Raw genomic sequence first — 19,246 nt, forward strand, 5'->3', positions numbered from 1 at the left:
CCGCTAAAAACGATATGCCAAATGGGTTGTTTCGAATATTTCATTTATGATGCGTTGAATGACCTTCGCGTTCTCCTCGACAAAACCAGGTACAAGCACCTCCATATGTTGGCCGTGCAGCTCATACTCGACATAACATTTTGAGGTTGCCTGTTTCCATAATAGAACATCGTGATTTTCAGCTTCCCTGATTGGTGAACTTTCTGCAACCAAGCCGTAGATGTTCGCTTGGACGACCCCTGTATTTACGAGTTCATTCCAGTACATATGGTAAGCACGCATTTTATTTCTTACTTTATCCCTTGTAACTGGTGCATTTAGAACTTGTTTAAAATGCTCAGGAACAACCTCCAATAATTGCGTGATCTGATGATCTATTTCCTCAGCCGATTCTTCTTTCCGACTCTTTCGTTTCATCGAGTCTACCATAATGATATCCGATACTTCGTATCCTCTTTTTTCCATTGCTTTAGCAACTTCAAACGCCAGATTGCCTCCCGCAGAGTAACCCAAAAATACATAAGGCGCTTTCTCTTGAATACTTATAATAGAATCCACATATTGATCCAGCATATCTGTGTGAGCATAGTTACCTTCTATAAATTCGATAGCGTAGACTACACAGTGGTCTTCAAGATGTTTGGCCATTTCGGAAAAAGCAATGCCATACCCCAGCGCAGGAGGAAAGCAGAAAACATTCATTAATCCATTTTTATTTAGTTTTATAATATTGCTTCCATTTCGCTGTTCAAACTTGTTAAACTTTCGTTGTAATAGCTCAATAGCCATTTCTTCTATGGAAGGCATCTCAAATACGACACGAAGAGGAATATCGATTTCCATCTCTGCATGAATCTTCTGAGTCAATTGCAGCACTTTTAAAGAGTGCCCCCCAATGTCAAAGAAGTTATCCTTCACGCCAATGCGTGGAAGTCCAAGCACCTCTTGCCAGATTTGCGCGAGCTGCGCTTCCACCGCTGTGCGCGGAGTCACATAGTCAGCTCCGGTTTGCATGCTTCCGTCGGGTGCCGGAAGGGCTTTACGGTCGATTTTTCCGTTGGACGTCAGCGGCATGTGCTCCAGCTGCACAAAGCAGGAAGGCACCATGTAGCCTGGCAACGCTTGAGATAACGCGCTTCTCAGCTCGCCTGCCGTCAGCTCTTTGTCCGCGACGATATAGGCGCATAAATACGGCTGTCCGTCTCCGTCCTCCCGCGCGATCACGACTGCTTCCTGAACCGAAGCTATCTTCAACAGCTGCGCCTCCACCTCGCCCAGTTCGATCCGGTATCCCCGAATCTTCACCTGATGGTCGATTCGACCCAGATACGCGATAGTGCCGTCCGGCAGCCACTTGGCCAGATCCCCCGTCCGGTACATCCTCGCGCCCGGTTCGAACGGGTTGTCCACGAACCTCTCTTCGGTCAGCTCCGGACGATTCAAGTAACCGCGGGCCACACCCGCGCCTGAAATGCAGAGTTCCCCGGCTATGCCGACCGGCAGCAATTGATCGTTCGCCCCCACGATATACACCCGATGATTCGGGAGCGGACGGCCGATCGGCACCACCTTCCCGGCCGGAGCGACAGCAGATGCCGGCCATATCGTGGTCACAATCGAGTCCTCTGTCGGACCATAGGCGTTCACATACAACACGCGGTCCTGCCACTGCTGAACCAAATCCACGGAACTGGCGGAGCCTCCCGTGATCAACGTTTTCAAGCTCGGCAGGTTGCCCGGAGTTAAGGATGCCGCGTAGGCTGGCGGTAAAATAGCGGCCGTAATGCGGTGACGGCTCATATAATCTTCAAATAACCGCGGATCCAAAATCGTCTCTTTCGCCGGAATATACAACGTCGCGCCCGTAAAGAGTGCCTTGAAAATTTCCCAGCACGACGCATCAAAGGACAAGCTGGCGAATTGGACAACGTTGTCCTCTTCTCCGATGTGCAGCGTGTCTTCAAACAGGAGCTTCAGATTGCACAAGCCGCGATGCTCGACCATCACCCCTTTCGGTTTCCCCGTCGTTCCCGACGTATAGATCACGTAGGCCAGATGATCCGGTCCCGCACCCGGCTCCAAGTTCGATCCGGCTTCACTGTACATTCGCTCGTCATCCAGCATCAAGCGTTTGCCGTCAAAGGATTCACACTTCTGCAAATGGCTCTGTGTCAATAACAGCTTGGCTCCTGAATCCGTGAGCATATACCCAAGCCGTTCCTCCGGATATTCCGGGTCCATCGGCACATAGGCGCCTCCGGCTTTCATGATCGCCAGCATGCCCACGATCATCTCCAGCGAACGCTCGGCCAGGAGGCCGACGGGCAGATCCGGCCGCACCCCTTCGGCTCGTAACGTTCGCGCCAATCGATTCGCTTTGGTGTTCAATTCGCGGTACGTCAGTTGGCTTCCCTCGCAGACGACAGCCGCTCGATCCGGTGTACGCTCCGCCTGTTCCTCAACCAACTGATGAATCGTCTTGTCGCGCGAATAGTCTGCCGCCGTATCATTGAAGGTCTCCAGAATCTGCGCTTTCTCCTCCGGGCTGATAATCTCGATCGACGACAGCTTCCTGTGCGGATCACGTGCAATGGCGTCTATTACCTGCTGGAAGTGCCCGGCCATCCGCTCGATCGTTTCTTCCCTGTACAGCGAGCAGGCGTACTCGATGCTGCCTGCAATTCCTTCGGCTTCTTCTGTCAAGCTGAAGGTCAGGTCGAACTTGGCGATGTGATGTTCGTTCGGGTAAAGCTTACAGGTCAGCCCCTCGATGCTCACTTCTCCTTGCTCTATGTTTTGCAGAACAAACATCGTGTCAAAGATCGGATTGCGGCTCACATCTCTTGACACATCCAGCTTGCTGACCAATTCTTCAAACGGATAGTCTTGGTTCTCGTACGCGTTCAGCGTATGTTCCTTGACTTCCTGCACGTACGCCTGGAACGTCTTCTCCCCCGCCGGCGCATTACGTATCGCCAGCGTGTTCACGAACATCCCCAGAAGGGGCTCCAGCTCCGCATGCGTTCTTCCTGCAACCGGCGTTCCCACGATAATATCTTCCTGTCCGCTGTACTTGGACAGCAAGGTGGTATAGGCCGCAAGCAAGACCATGTACAGCGTCGTTCCGGTTTGCATAGCAAGTTGCCTTAATTCATCACTTCTCTGCTTGTCGATGACAAATCTAAACGTATTTCCTTGAAAGCTTCGGACCAGCGGCCGGGCATAGTCCGCGGGCAGATCGAGGACCGGGATTTCTCCGCCGAATACCTCCAGCCAATACGCTTCCTGCTTGCTCATCCGTTCGCGCTGCATTTCTCCCTGCTGCCATGCCGCGTAATCCTTGTACTGAATTCGAAGCGGCGGCAGCTCCGCTCCCTCGTACAACTGCGCAAACTCCCGAAGGAACAAGCCCATGGAAGCTCCGTCCGAGATAATATGGTGCATGTCAAAAAGCAACAAATGGCGATTCGCCTGCAGTTCGAGGAGTCTCACTCGCAAGAGCGGCGGCTGACGAAGATCAAACGGGCGCATGAACTCCCGAAGGTGAGCGTTCGCTTCCTCTTCCTTCACCCGTACATGCTCCACTGCAAACTCCACATCACGGTGTACCCGCTGCACCGCTTCACCGCCGACCAGTTCAAAGCCGGTCCGCAACGTCTCGTGACGACGAATCAGTTGGCGGAACACTTCCTCCAGCCGCTCCCGCTCCAACGCTCCTTCCATCTCCAGAACGCCCGGCATATTGTAGCTGAGCTCTCCGCCTTCCAGTTGGCTCAAAATGTACAAGCGTTTTTGCGCGGATGAGACGGGGTAATAGGCGCGCTCCTCCGCGATCGGGATAGACCGATACGCAGCCTGGTGTTCCTTGGCCGTGATCACTTCCACCATTTGCTCCAACGTCGGGTATTGGAAGACCTCCCTCAGCTGCATCTCGATCCCTATCTCTTTGTGCAGCTTGGCCACCAAAGCCGTTGCCCGCAACGAATGTCCGCCGATGTCAAAGAAGTTGTCTTTCACGCTGACGCGCGGAAGCCCAAGCACCTCTTGCCAGATTTGCGCCAGCTGCGCTTCCACCGCTGTGCGCGGAGCCACGTGGTCGGCTCCGGTTTGCATGCTTCCGTCGGGTGCCGGGAGAGCTTTACGGTCGATTTTTCCGTTCGGCGTCAGCGGCATGTGCTCCAGCTGCACAAAGCAGGAAGGCACCATGTAGCCCGGCAACGCTTGAGATAACGCGCTTCTCAGTTCGCCTGACGTCAGCTCTTTGTCCGCGACGATATAGGCGCATAAATATGGCTGTCCGTCTCCATCCTCCCGGGCGATCGCGACCGCTTCCTGAACCGAAGCTATCTTCAACAGCTCCGCCTCCACCTCGCCCAGCTCGATCCGGTACCCCCGAATCTTCACCTGATGGTCGATTCGGCCCAGATACGCGATAGTGCCGTCCGGCAGCCACTTGGCCAGATCCCCCGTCCGGTACATCCGCGCGCCCAATTCGAACGGGTTGTCCACGAACCTCTCCTCGGTCAGCTCCGGACGATTCAAGTAACCGCGGGCCACACCCGCGCCTGAAATGCAGAGTTCTCCGGCGATACCGACCGGCAGCAATTGATCGTTCGCCCCCACGATATACACCCGATGATTCGGGAGCGGACGGCCGATCGGCACCACCTTCCCGGCCGGAGCGACAGCAGATGCCGGCCATATCGTGGTCACAATCGAGTCCTCTGTCGGACCATAGGCGTTCACATACAACACGCGGTCCTGCCACTGCCGAACCAAATCCACGGAGCTGGCGGAGCCTCCCGTGATCAACGTTTTCAAGCTCGGCAGGTTGCCCGGAGTTAAGGATGCCGCGTAGGCTGGGGGTAAAATAGCGGCCGTAATCCGATGACGGCTCATATAGTCTTCAAATAACCGCGGATCCAAAATCGTCTCTTTCGCAGGAATATACAAAGTCGCGCCCGTAAATAGCGCCTTGAACATCTCCCAGCACGACGCATCAAAGGACAAGCTGGCAAATTGGACAACGTGGTCCTCTTCTCCGATGTGCAGCGTGTCCTCAAACAGGGGCTTCAGATTGCACAGGCCGCGATGCTCGACCATCACCCCTTTGGGTTTGCCCGTCGTTCCCGACGTATAGATCACGTAGGCCAGATGATCCGGCCCGGCCATCGGCTTCAAATTCGCTCCCTCGGCGCTGTACATGCGTTCGTCATCCAGCATCAAGCGTTTGCCGTCAAAGGATTCACACTTCTGCAAATGGCTCTGTGTCAATAACAGCTTGGCTCCCGAATCCTTGAGCATATACCCAAGCCGTTCCTCCGGATATTCCGGGTCCATCGGCACATAGGCGCCTCCGGCTTTCATGATCGCCAGCATGCCCACGATCATCTCCAGCGAACGCTCGGCCAGGAGGCCGACGGGCTGATCCGGCCGTACCCCTTCGGCTCGTAACGTTCGCGCCAATCGATTTGCTTTTGTGTTCAACTCGCGGTATGTCAGTTGGCTTCCCTCGCAGACGACAGCCGCCCGATCCGGCGTACGCTCCGCCTGTTCCTCAACCAACTGAGGAATCGTCTTGTCTCGCGGATAGTCTGCAGCCGTATCATTGAAGGTCTCCAGAATCTGCGCTTTCTCCTCCGGGCCGATGATCTCGATCAACGATAGTTTCTTGTACGGATCATCGACAATGACGTCTATTACCTGCGTAAAGTGCTTGGCCATCCGCTCGATCGTCTCTGCCTTGTACAGGGAACTCGCATACTCGATGCTGCCTCCGATTCCTTCGGCTCCTTCGGTCAAGCTGAAGGTCAGGTCAAACTTGGCCACATTATGTTCGTTCGGGTAAAGCTTGCACGTTAGCCCTTCGATGTTCACTTCGCTTTGCTCCGTATTCTGCAGGACAAACATCGTATCAAAGAGCGGATTGCGGCTCACATCTCTTGACACATCCAGCTTGCCGACCAATTCTTCGAAGGGATAGTCTTGGTTCTCATAGGCCCTCAGCGTATTTTCTCTGACTTCCTGCACATACTCCTGGAACGTCTTCTCCCCCGCCGGCGCATTGCGTATCGCCAGCGTATTCACAAACATCCCCACAATCGGATCCAACTCCGCATGCGTTCTTCCCGCAACCGGCGTTCCCACGATAATATCTTCCTGTCCGCTGTACTTGGACAGCAAGGTGGTATAGGCCGCAAGCAAAACCATGTACAGCGTCGTTCCGGTTTGCATGGCAAGCTGCCTTAATTTCTCACTTCTCTGCTGGTCGATGACAAAGTGAAACGTATTTCCCGTAAAGCTTCGGACCAGCGGCCGGGCATAGTCCGCGGGCAGATCGAGGACCGGGATGTCTCCGCTGAACACATCCAGCCAATACGCTTCCTGCTTGCTCATCCGTTCACGCTGCATTTCTCCCTGCTGCCATGCCGCGTAATCCTTGTACTGAATGCGAAGCGGCGGCAGCTCCGCTCCCTCGTACAACTGCGCAAACTCCCGAAGGAACACGCCCATGGAAGCTCCGTCGGAGATGATATGGTGCATGTCAAAAAGCAGCAGATGGCGATCCGGCTGCAGTTCGAGGAGTCTCGCTCGCAAGAGCGGCGGCTGACGAAGATCAAACGCGCGCATGAACTCCCGAAGGTACGCTTGCGCTTCCTCTTCCTTCACCCGTACATGCTCCACTGCAAACTCCACATCACGGTGTATCCGCTGCACCGCTTCACCGCCGACCAGCTCAAAGCCGGTCCGCAACGACTCGTGACGACGAATCAGTTGGCGGAACACTTCCTCCAGCCGCTCCCGCTCCAACGCTCCTTCCATCTCCAGAACGCCCGGCATATTGTAGCTGAGCTCTCCGCCTTCCAGTTGGCTCAAAATGTACAAGCGTTTTTGCGCGGATGAGACGGGGTAATAGGCGCGCTCCTCCGCGATCGGGATCGGCCTATACGCGGCATGGTGTTCCTTGCCCGTGATCACTTCCGCCATTTGCTCAATCGTCGGGTATTGGAAGACCTCCCTCAGCGGCATCTCGATCCCCATCTCTTTGTGCAGCTTGGCCACCAAAGTCGTTGCCCGCAACGAATGTCCGCCGATGTCAAAGAAGTTGTCCTTCACGCCAGTGCGCGGAAGTCCAAGCACCTCTTGCCAGATTTGCGCCAGCTCCGCTTCCAACGCTGTGCGCGGAGCCACGTAGTCGGCTCCGGTTTGCATGCTTCCGTCGGGTGCCGGAAGGGCTTTACGGTCGATTTTTCCGTTGGACGTCAGCGGCATGTGCTCCAGCTGCACAAAGCAGGAAGGTGCCATATACCCCGGCAGTTTCTTCGAAAGCGCGCTTCTCAGCTCGCCTGACGTCAGCTCTTTGTCCGCGACGATATAGGCGCATAAATACGGCTGTCCGTCTCCGTCCTCCCGCGCGATCGCGACCGCTTCCTGAACCGAAGCCATCTTCAACAGCTGCGCCTCCACCTCGCCCAGCTCGATCCGGTACCCCCGAATCTTCACCTGATGGTCGATTCGACCCAGATACGCGATAGTGCCGTCCGGCAGCCACTTGGCCAGATCCCCCGTCCGGTACATCCGCGCGCCCGGTTCGAACGGGTTCTCTACGAACCTCTCCTCGGTCAGCTCCGGACGATTCAAGTACCCGCGGGCCAGACCCGCGCCTGAAATGCAGAGTTCTCCGGCGATACCGACCGGCAGCAATTGATCGTTCGCCCCCACGATATACACCCGATGATTCGGGATCGGACGGCCGATAGGCACCAGCTTCCCGGCCGGAGCGACAGCCGTGGCCGGCCATATCGTGGTCACAATCGAGTCTTCTGTCGGACCATAGGCGTTCATATACAACACGCGGTCTTGCCACTGCTGAACCAAATCCACGGAGCTGGCGGAGCCGCCCGTGATCAACGTTTTCAAGCCCGGCAGGTTGCCTGGAGTTAAGGAAGCCGCATAAGCCGGCGGTAAAAGAGCGGCCGTAATGCGATGACGGCTCATATAGTCTTCAAATAACCGCGGATCCAAAATCGTCTCTTTCGCAGGAATATACAACGTCGCTCCCGTAAAGAGCGCCTTGAAAATCTCCCAGCACGACGCATCAAAGGACAAGCTGGCGAATTGGACAACGTGGTCCTCTTCGCCGATGTGCAGCATATCCTCAAACAGGGGCTTCAGATTGCACAGGCCGCGATGCTCGACCATCACCCCTTTCGGTTTGCCCGTCGTCCCCGACGTGTAGATCACGTAGGCCAGATGATCCGGCCCGGCCATCGGCTTCAAATTCGCTCCCTCGGCGCTGTACATGCGTTCATCATCCAGCATCAAGCGTTTGCCGTCAAAGGAGCCGCCCTTCTGCAAATGGCTCTGTGTCAATAACAACTGGGCTCCCGAATCCTCGAGCATATAACCAATCCGTTCCTCCGGATATTCCGGATCGATCGGCACATAGGCGCCTCCCGCTTTCAGGATCGCCAGGAGGCCCACGATCATCTCCAGCGAACGCTCGGCCAGGAGGCCGACGGGCTGATCCGGCCGCACCCCTTCGGCTCGTAACGTTCGCGCCAATCGATTCGCTTTGGTGTTCAAATCGCGGTACGTCAGTTGGCTTCCCTCGTAGACGACGGCCGCCCGATCCGGCGTACGCTCCGCCTGTTCCTCAACCAACTGATGAATCGTCTTGCCGCCCGGATAATCTGCCCAAGTGTCATTGAAGGTCTCCAGAATCTGCGCTCTCTCCTCCGGGCCGATGATCTCGATCGACGACAGCTTCCTGTGCGGATCACGTGCAATGGCGTCTATTACCTGCTGGAAGTGCCCGGCCATCCGCTCGATCGTTTCTTCCTTGTACAGCGAGCAGGCGTACTCGATGCTGCCTGCGATTCCTTCGGCTCCTTCGGTCAAGCTGAAGGTTAGGTCGAACTTGGCGATGTGATGTTCGTTCGGGTAAAGCTTACAGGTCAGCCCTTCGATGTTCACTTCTCCTTGCTCTATGTTTTGCAGAACAAACATCGTATCAAAGAGCGGATTGCGGCTTACATCTCTTGACACATCCAGCTTGCCGACCAATTCTTCGAACGGATAGTCTTGGTTCTCGTAAGCGCTCAGCGTATGTTCTTTGACTTCATGCAGGTACTCCTGGAACGTCTTCTCCCCCGCCGGCGTATTGCGTATCGCCAGCGTGTTCACGAACATCCCCAGAATCGGCTCTAGGTCCGCATGCGTTCTTCCTGCGATTGGCGTTCCCACGATGATATCTTCCTGCCCGCTGTACTTGGACAGCAAAGTAGTGTACGCCGCAAGCAAAACCATGTACAGCGTCGTTCCTGTTTGCATGGCCAGTTGCCTTAATGCTTCGCTTTTGTGTGCATCAATGACAAATTCGAACGTATTACCCTTAAAGCTTCTAACCAGCGGCCGCGCATAGTCCGTTGGCAGATCGAGCACCGGGATTTCTCCACCAAACACATCCAGCCAATACGCTTCCTGCTTGCTCATCCGTTCACGCTGCACTTCTCCCTGCTGCCATGCCGCGTAATCCTTGTACTGAATGCGAAGCGGCGGCAGCTCCGATCCCTCGTACAACTGCACCAACTCCCGAAGGAATAGCTCCATGGAAGCTCCATCGGAGATGATATGGTGCATGTCAAAAAGCAACAGATGGCGATCCGGCTGCAGTCCGAGGAGTCTCGCTCGCACGAGCGGCGGCTGACGAAGATCAAACGCCCGCATGAACTCCCGAAGGTGAGCGTTCGCTTCCTCTTCCTTCACCCGTACGTACTCCACCGCAAATTCCACGTCCCGGTGTATCCGCTGCACCGCTTCACCGCCGACCAGTTCGAAGCCGGTCCTCAGCGTCTCGTGACGACGAATCAGTTGGCGGAACGCTTCCTCCAGCCGCTCCCGATCCAACGCTCCTTCCATCTCCAGGACGCCTGGCATATTGTAGCTGAACTCCCCGCCTTCCAACTGGCTCAAAATGTACAATCGTTTTTGCGCAGATGAGACGGGGTAATAGGAGCGCTCCTCCGCGATCGGGATCGGCCTATACGCGGCATGATGTTCCTTGCCCGTGATCACTTCCGCCATTTGCTCAATCGTCGGGTATTGGAAGACCTCCCTCAGCGGCATCTCGATCCCCATCTCTTTGTGCAGCTTGGCCACCAAAGTCGTTGCCCGCAACGAATGTCCGCCGATGTCAAAGAAGTTGTCCTTCACGCCAATGCGCGAAAGTCCAAGCACCTCTTGCCAGATTTGCGCCAGCTCCGCTTCCAACGCTGTGCGCGGAGCCACGTAGTCGGCTCCGGTTTGCATGCTTCCGTCGGGTGCCGGAAGGGCTTTACGGTCGATTTTTCCGTTGGACGTCAGCGGCATGTGCTCCAGCTGCACAAAGCAGGAAGGCACCATGTAGCTTGGCAACGCTTGAGATAACGCGCTTCTCAGCTCGCCTGCCGTCAGCTCTTTGTCCGCGACGATATAGGCGCATAAATACGGCTGTCCGTCTCCGTCCTCCCGAGCGATCACGACCGCTTCCTGAACCGAAGCTATCTTCAACAGCTGCGCCTCCACCTCGCCCAGTTCGATCCGGTATCCCCGAATCTTCACCTGATGGTCGATTCGACCCAGATACGCGATAGTGCCGTCCGGCAGCCACTTGGCCAGATCCCCCGTCCGGTACATCCTCGCGCCCGGTTCGAACGGGTTCTCTACGAACCTCTCCACGGTCAGCTCCGGACGATTCAAGTACCCGCGGGCCACCCCCGCGCCTGAAATGCAGAGTTCTCCGGCGATACCGACCGGCATCAATTGTTCGTTCTGACCCACGATATACACCCGATGATTCGGGATCGGACGGCCGATAGGCACCAGCTTCCCGGCCGGAGCGACAGCCGTGGCCGGCCATATCGTGGTCACAATCGAGTCTTCTGTCGGACCATAGGCGTTCATATACAACACGCGGTCTTGCCACTGCCGAACCAAATCCACGGAGCTGGCGGAGCCGCCCGTGATCAACGTTTTCAAGCCCGGCAGGTTGCCTGGAGTTAAGGAAGCCGCATAAGCCGGCGGTAAAAGAGCGGCCGTAATGCGATGACGTCTCATATAGTCTTCAAATAACCGCGGATCCAAAATCGTCTCTTTCGCAGGAATATACAACGTCGCTCCCGTAAAGAGCGCCTTGAACATCTCCCAGCACGACGCATCAAAGGACAAGCTGGCGAATTGGACAACGTGGTCCTCTTCTCCGATGTGCAGCGTGTCCTCAAACAGGGGCTTCAGATTGCACAGGCCGCGATGCTCGACCATCACCCCTTTCGGTTTGCCCGTCGTCCCCGACGTGTAGATCACGTAGGCCAGATGATCCGGCCCGGCCATCGGCTTCAAATTCGCTCCCTCGGCGCTGTACATGCGTTCATCATCCAGCATCAAGCGTTTGCCGTCAAAGGAGCCGCCCTTCTGCAAATGGCTCTGTGTCAATAACAACTGGGCTCCCGAATCCTCGAGCATATAACCAATCCGTTCCTCCGGATATTCCGGATCGATCGGCACATAGGCGCCTCCCGCTTTCAGGATCGCCAGGAGGCCCACGATCATCTCCAGCGAACGCTCGGCCAGGAGGCCGACGGGCTGATCCGGCCGCACCCCTTCGGCTCGTAACGTTCGCGCCAATTGATTCGCTTTTGTGTTCAACTCGCGGTACGTCAGTTGGCTTCCCTCGTAGACGACAGCCGCCCGATCCGGCGTACGCTCCGCCTGTTCCTCAACCAACTGATGAATCGTCTTGTTGTGCGGATAGTCTGCCCAAGTATCATTAAATACGTTAAGTATCGTATTTTTCTCTTGCTCACTAATTAGAGATACCTCAACTATTTTTTCAAATGGACGATGAATCATATGTTCGGCAATCGCTATGATCTGCTCAAGCATTTGCTGTACTTCATTTTCTTCAAATATGTGCGTACGATAATGCACATCAAGCACAAGCTGCTGCTCATTCGACATTTCTTTAATATGAAGTACGCAATCATTCCCTTCATGTCCGCCAAACTCAACTTTACTTCGTACACTAAAGGTATCAAAATCGAGAAAACGTATGTTTTGATACTCCACTGCAATACCGAACAGCCGTTGAATATCTTTGTTGTTATGCTTCTCCCTCAAATCTTGAATTAATTGATTATAAGGATATTTTTGATGACGCAGAATTGTCATCTGTTCTTTGGCCACCCTTTGAAGAAATGAAAGCAGCTCCAGTTCCGGTTCCACGGACATCCGCCCCGCTACTGTACTGGCGAACATGCCAATCGTTTCTTTTTCTTTCTTCGTTGTTCGGTTTGCATAAACGCTCCCAATCGTTATGTCATTCTGGTTGCTTACTTTATGCAGGTAAATATACATAGCGGATAAAAAGAAAATAAACACACTGACTTTATTTTGCCGAGAAAATTCCGACAATTTGTGATAAAGTACGCTGCTTATGATTAGGCTTTTTCTTTTTGCAGCTGTACTTGTCACCAGAGGATTATAGGACTTCATACCTGTTATCTCAGGGAGAGACTGGAACTTCTCCAACCAATACGCTTTATCCTTTTGGTAACGTTCTGATCTCTCATAGTCCTGTTCCGTGTCAATGTAATCGGTGTAAGGCTTTTTTTCATCCCCTGCGGATAAAATTCCTTCTGTGAGCCTTACATAATTTTCGGAAATCTGATTAATAGCGAGATTCATGGATATGCCATCAGATATAATGTGATGCACTTTGAAGCTGTATCGGTATTCCTCATTGTTAATTTTTAATATAACAAACTGATATAAGTCCGAATGAAGCAGCTTTATTGGCTTTCTATTATGAAGATTCAACCATTCCTCTACATGCGATTCATCGTATTCGGAGAAATCTAAAAACTCGATTGCTTTATGTACATAGGGATCGACATATTGCATTGGTTCGCTGTTCTTCTGCATAATTTTTATTCGAAAAGCTTCGTTTTGTTGAATGACTAACTGGATGGCTTGCTCCAAAAGCTCCAGATTTATATTCCCTCTTATCGTAATTGTACCGGAGAGCATACATGTCGTTGTATTCGGATATAGCAATTCCGTATACCATATTCTTTGCTGCGCATGAGTTAAAGGGAACAATTTAATTGCATTCTCACTCAATTTTCATGACTCCTTTGGATATTCTGTTTCAGGTTCTTAGGACTATCGATCTATCCTGTATTTCGTCAAGCATAATTCCAAAAAAATCGAGGATTTTCCCCAGCACCGGGGGGATTTTTTCATCTTTTCCGTCATGAATGCACACTAGTTCTGGTATAAAACTTTACTGTCAGGTCGCCCCTAGGAAGGTGGAAAATTACCGCCATGCCTTTCGCAGCCTTCCAGTGTTTTATACACTTGCTTCCTCCATAGCTTGGAGAGCAGTATTGAAGCACAGAGTCCGGACAGGTCATGTACTGCAATTGTTAATTGCGGGAGAGCGAATCCTTCCCCTAATCTGAAAAATTAACTTTCCTTTAACCTTTGCTTTTCTTAAATAAAGCTGCTTCCCTCAATTCCTCATTTTCTCAAATGACGTGTTTAATAGGGTTGTTGCTGTTTTTTACCAACGTTGGCCTTGTTTATATTTTTACCTCCTTTTTCCTCATTAGTCAAGTTATTACGTATCCGAAGAAGTATGTACACGAAATCGGACGGAACCATGTGGATACGGCAAGTAATCAGTATTCTTGGCGCTTCGACGGCTTAACATCGCCTTCTACGTCCAGAGTCAGATTTGTAGGCAATTGCGACTAGCACACATCGTGGAGCCGATACATAGGGATTGCCGGACAGCAGGCTATGGTATTAGGCGTAGAGGCCTGCCTCTTTCCCAGCCAGTCAAATCCGAACATCCTCCACTCTTTGTGGCATTATCCCAATCGGTCAGCACCACTCTTTTGGCTCTTTTCACCAATATCCCAATTGGTCAGGTACTCACACTTCCTTCTGTACCATCTTCCATCTTCATGAGTTCTGGGAATCCCCCCATTTGTGCGCTATTCTGAGTCTTTGGGAGATTTGATCATAAGGTTCTCCACACTATTGCGCCGTTCTGAGCCTTGGGGAAATTGCTCATAAGAAGCTTCGGACATAACATATTTGCGTTCACCTTCGTTGGAGCCGAGAATCCCCCGTCATCTCACAATAAATTCAGCCCGTTCGCAATAAGCGAAACGGGCTGGTTGTATGAACGATACGGCTGCACAATTTTAGGTTGTGGCGGATGCGAATCGCTCCAGGTACGCAGGCATATGAACGACCTGGCCAGTGACTCTGGCCTGTTCCGCCGCAAAGGCCATCATGTGGCTCTGCACGGAAATATCTGCAGATGTCAGGCCTTGGGCCATGCCGCCGTCCGCCACGAGACGAATGAAGTCGCGGATCAAGCCTTCGTCGCCTCCCCCATGGCCGGCATGGCCGCCAGGCGTCTCCAGGGAGATCAGCTCCGGCTCGTTCCGGTCAAAGCGGATCAGTTCGATTTCGTTCTTTTCCATTGCACCGCGAATCTCGCCTTCCGTCCCCATCAGCTTGATTGTCCGCGAGCATTCCTTCGTGAAGGCGGACATCGTGAACACGGCCGTTACTTCATTGCGGAAGTCCATACTCACCACCTGATGGTCGACGACATTGTTGTCGCAGTGATAGACACAGCGCCCGTACGGCCCTTCCTGGATCGCCTTCAGCCGCCCTTCATAGCTCTGATCGTCGCTGATGGCGAGCTTCATCCAGTTGTCTTCGTCCGTCAAATACGTTTTCGGCGCATAATACAAGCAATCCTCCGCAGCCGGGCAGCCGTCAAGACATCGCTTCGGGGCGCCGGCCGGCGCATTCTCGGCCGTGAAATGGCTCAAGCTGCCGAAGGAAGAGACATTCGTGCATGAATCTCCGGCCAGCCACAGCAGAATGTCCATATCGTGGCACGATTTCGCCAGAATCATCGGACTCGTCTCGTCCGCATTCCGCCAATTGCCGCGCACGAAGCTGTGCGCCTGATGCCAGTAGCCGACATTCTCATTATGCTGAATGGACATCAGCCGTCCGATGCGGCCTTCCTCCAGCATCTGCTTCATGGTGCCGAAAAATCGGGTATAGCGCAGCACGTGGCAGATCGAGAATACGAGCCCCGATCGTCTCGCCCGCTCTCCCATTCGGATGCATTCCAGCGGATCCGGGGACATCGGCTTCTCCAGCAGGACATGATAACCGCACTCCAGCGCCCGCATCGTCGGCTCATAATGCATATAGTCCTGCGTGCAGATGAGAACGGCATCCGCCAGCTTCGGCTGATTCAGCATCTCGCGCCAATCCGCATAGCACATCTCATCCGGCAGCCGGTGCGCCTGCTTGAAGCTCATCCGTCTGTCTTCCACCGGTTCGGCCACCGCGACGACTTCGACCTCGCCGGGATGTTCGAGGGCATAATTCGTGTAGTTGACTCCCCGAAGTCCCGCCCCGATCAGGGCCAGCTTCACTTTCTTCATCTCTGCTCTCTCCTCCATATTCCGTCCTGAGCACAAGCGGCATCAACCTTTGACGCTGCCTACCGTAATGCCTTTCACAAAATACTTCTGCAAAAATGGATAGACCGCCATAATCGGCAGCGCCCCGAGGAAGATCTGCGCCGTGCGCAGCGTCTTTTCCCCATAGCTCTGCATCGTCGCCAGCTCATCGACAGATATGCTCTCCTTATTCGAAGAGGTGATCAGCGTCGACAGATACGTCTGCAGCGGATAATTGTCCGGAGAATTCATGTAAATAATGCCGTCGAACCAGGAATTCCAGTGGCCGATAATCGTGAACAGCAGAATCGTGGCGATGGCGGGCAGAGAGACCGGCAAGTAAATCCGGAACAGCAGCGACCCGTGCCCGGCACCGTCCATAATCGCCGCTTCATCCAGATCCTTCGGAATATTGCGGAAAAAGTTCAGCAGCATGACCATATTCCAGACACTCAGCGCCCCAGGGATAATGAGGGCCCAGATCGTATTCAGCAAGCCGGCGTTCTTGACGACCATGTACGTCGGAATCAGCCCGCCGCCGAAAAACATCGTGATGACAAAAAACCATACATAAGCGGTGCGGGACTTGAAGTCGCTCGTTTCCCTGGATAGCGGATAGGCTGACAGCACGCACAGCAGCATGCTGATGATCGTCCCGAGCACGACGCGCTGCATGGAGACCCAGAGCGATTGGAAGAATTCTGCCTTTTGCCCGAGATAGACATAAGCATCCCAGGTGAACTCCACAGGCCACAGCCGGACTTGACCGGCCACGGCGGCCGAGTTCGAGCTGAACGAGACGGCCAACAGATGAATGAACGGAATGATGCCGAGCAGCGTAATGGCTGCCAGCACAATGCCGTTAATGATTTGAAATGCCACTCTGGAGGGCGATGGCTTGTAATGCATGCATGACGTCTCCTCTCGCTAGAATATGCGGTAATTCGTGAAGCGATAGGCCAAGTAATAAGAAATGGATACGAGGATAACCGAGACGACCGACTTGAACAACCCAAAAGCCGCCGCCGGCGAAAATTGCTGATCAATCAGCCCCATCCGGTACACCAGCGTATCAATGACATCCGCACTCTCATACACGAGCGGGTTATAGAGCAGCAGGATCTGCTCGAAGCCGGCATTCAGCACGGACCCCAGACTCAGCGTGGCGAGCAGCACGATGATCGGCACGATGCCCGGCAGCGTAATATGGAGCACCTGCTTCCATCTTCCCGCACCGTCAATCTCCGCGGCTTCATACAGATTGGGATTGATGCCGAGAATCGCAGCAAGGAAGATGATCATGTTGTAGCCCATCCCCTTCCATACGTCCGAACCGATCAGGATGCCGCGGAACCAGCTTTTGTCCCCCATGAACATGATCGGCTCCGCCCCGAAGTAAGCGAGAATCGAGTTAAGCGGACCATGCAGCGAGAAAATCTCGAAAATGACCCCCGCCAATATCGTCCAGGAGAGGAAGAACGGCAGAAATACGCTCGTCTGTACGGTTCGGACGATCCAGCTTCTCCTGATTTCCTGAAGGAGTAAAGCCAATAGCAGCGGCACAAGCAGCGAGAAAATAATTTTCAGAACCGCGATGATAATCGTATTCCACAGCACCTGATAGAAGTCCGGCATATTGAAGATGTACTCGAAGTTTTTGAAGCCGACCCATTTGGAGCCGAAAAAGCCCTTCGACGGCGTATACTTCTGAAAGGCCATGACGATGCCGAACATCGGACCGTAAGCGAAAATCAGCGTGATGATTACGCCGGGAAGCAGCATGAGATGGAGCGGCAAGGTACGGATACGCCGCTTATGACGCGGCGTAACGGCAATCTGAGCTTTCGTTGCATTCAACATTCGCAGTTTCCTCCCGTAACGGCGAGGGAGAGCGCGCTTCGCACCCTCTCCCCCGGATTGTCGCCATGGCTTACTTGTTGGCGTACCATTCGTTCACTTCGTCCATAATGTCCTGCCCGCCAAGCTTCTTCCAGCTCTCTACATACTTTTCGAATTCGCTGATGGGGGCGGAGCCCATAATGATCTTCGTGAACATCTCATCCGTCATTTTGTTGAGGGAGGCGCTCTTTTCCGTCATCGTCGGGGTGGCGGTGCCATAGAATTCATTGACTACATACGGTTTATCCCGCAGCTGGCGCGTAATTCCCCAGCCTCCGTCTTCCGCGGCACGGCTCGTGTACATGCCCCACATGGCTTTGTCGCCTTGCAAATACTTCGTGGCGGCATCGAACACCTCCACCGAGGTCGGATTATCCGAATCAATCTGCTCCTTCTTGTTCTTCAACGCTTCATTTACTTCCGTGTAAGCGGTCTCAAAATCGAACGGATTGTAAAAGCGCGGCTGATACCAGTTATAGACATAGCCGTTTTCAGCTTTGACCTCATCCTTGTACTTCGGCTTCTCCAACTCCAGATAGAAGTTGGCCATCTTGATGATCGCTTCGGGATGCTCATACCCTTTGCGCACAGCGTAGATCCGGCTCAGCCGCTGGCTAGGAATCAGCGTCTGCCCCGGCTTGCCGTCATAGGACGGAATCGGGACCGCAATCCATTCGGCTTCCGGATTCTGATCCAGGTTCATGTTGAGCGGCCAATTCGGATACCACCATTCTCCGAACGAGATCCCCACCTTCCCCGCGACGACATCCTCGACGACCTTGTCAATGTCCTTGAACGCGAACTCCTTGTCAATCAGGCCTTTGCTGTACCATTGATTCATGCGCTCCAGCGCCGCTTTCGTCTCAGGCTGAATTTCGCCCGGCACGAGGGCGCCCTCCGCATTTTTGATCCAGGCCTTCGGATAAGCCCCCATCGAATAGAAGAAGCCGCGCGCGTCGAAGCCCCAGGAGACCAGATCCTTATTGAACGCGATCCCGTATGTGTCCTTTTTGCCGTTCCTGTCCGGATCCTGATTGACGAACGCTTCAGCGACCTTCTCCAGCTCGTCCATGGTCTGCGGAACGCTGAGATTCAGCTTATCGAGCCAATCCTTGCGCAGCCACAATATCTGGGCCGACATGAACGGATCTTCGAAATTCGGCAGCGCCAATATTTTCCCGTCGCTCTTGTACATCTCAAGTGTCTTGCCGCCATCCGCTTCCACATAAGCCTTCAGCTCCGGCGAAGCATACTTCTCGTACGCTTCCGTCAAGTCCTCCAGCATGTCGTCTTCCTTGAATTTCTCATAATCCGTAATCCCGATCTCGAATACGTCCGGCAAGTCGCCTGACGCGATGGCGAGCGAGAACTTCTGCTGCGCCTGATCGCTCGGCACCTGCCAGAGGAACTCAACCTCGATGTTCAGCATCTCCTTCAGCTTCTTCAAGTACGCATTCGTCGCCGGCGTCGTCCCCTTCGGCGTCTTCGGATCCTCCGGCGCGCCATAGCCGATAACCTGTGTAACCTTGACGGGCTCCGGGTACTTCCAGAGCGGATCGGCCGAGATCTCGTTTTCTACTGCCGCGGCCGGCGTCTCGCCCCCTGGCGGAGAGGCCCCCTGCCTGCTTCCGCAACCGGCCAGTGTGGAGACGAAGACAAGCGATAGCAGCAGCGTCCAGATAAATATGGTGTTGCTCAAGCGTGTTCTCATGCGAATCCCCCTCTTCGAAAATCGGTGCGCAATGTCTACACCATTAAGCGTAACTCCCTCTGTATGCGCTTTCAATTTCACTTTGTTGACATTGATT

At 53.8% G+C, this 19,246-nt stretch carries 5 protein-coding genes; all 5 read right to left on the reverse strand.

Going from position 1 to position 19,246, the window contains the following annotated elements:
* Positions 1-3: 3 nt before the first annotated feature.
* The 5 genes from NNL35_RS18875 to NNL35_RS18895 all read right to left on the reverse strand — a co-directional run bounded on the left by NNL35_RS18875 (position 4) and on the right by NNL35_RS18895 (position 19,149).
* Positions 4-13,158: an amino acid adenylation domain-containing protein gene (locus NNL35_RS18875; protein ID WP_338111485.1), complete on the reverse strand. Its 13,155-nt coding sequence runs from the start codon at positions 13,156-13,158 to the stop codon at positions 4-6.
* Between the two features lie 1,091 nt (positions 13,159-14,249).
* On the reverse strand, positions 14,250-15,521 hold the full coding sequence (locus NNL35_RS18880; RefSeq protein ID WP_006678324.1) for a Gfo/Idh/MocA family protein: 1,272 nt from the start codon (positions 15,519-15,521) through the stop codon (positions 14,250-14,252).
* 42 nt (positions 15,522-15,563) lie between these two features.
* Positions 15,564-16,448: a carbohydrate ABC transporter permease gene (locus NNL35_RS18885; RefSeq protein WP_006678323.1), complete on the reverse strand. Its 885-nt coding sequence runs from the start codon at positions 16,446-16,448 to the stop codon at positions 15,564-15,566.
* An 18-nt stretch (positions 16,449-16,466) separates the two neighbouring features.
* A complete protein-coding gene (locus NNL35_RS18890) occupies positions 16,467-17,399 on the reverse strand; it encodes an ABC transporter permease (protein ID WP_254553649.1) in 933 nt (310 codons plus the stop codon).
* Between the two features lie 70 nt (positions 17,400-17,469).
* A complete protein-coding gene (locus NNL35_RS18895; protein ID WP_254553650.1) occupies positions 17,470-19,149 on the reverse strand; it encodes an extracellular solute-binding protein in 1,680 nt (559 codons plus the stop codon).
* Positions 19,150-19,246: the final 97 nt, after the last annotated feature.

Origin of the sequence: Paenibacillus dendritiformis (assembly GCF_945605565.1) — a bacterium.
GTDB lineage: Bacteria > Bacillota > Bacilli > Paenibacillales > Paenibacillaceae > Paenibacillus_B > Paenibacillus_B dendritiformis_A.

Excerpts from the sequence above, each read along its gene's own strand:
- NNL35_RS18880 (WP_006678324.1), bottom strand. The coding sequence starts at position 15,521 with ATGAAGAAAGTGAAGCTGGCCCTGATCGGGGCGGGACTTCGGGGAGTC.
- NNL35_RS18885 (WP_006678323.1), bottom strand. The coding sequence starts at position 16,448 with ATGCATTACAAGCCATCGCCCTCCAGAGTGGCATTTCAAATCATTAAC.
- NNL35_RS18890 (WP_254553649.1), bottom strand. The coding sequence starts at position 17,399 with ATGTTGAATGCAACGAAAGCTCAGATTGCCGTTACGCCGCGTCATAAG.
- NNL35_RS18895 (WP_254553650.1), bottom strand. The coding sequence starts at position 19,149 with ATGAGAACACGCTTGAGCAACACCATATTTATCTGGACGCTGCTGCTA.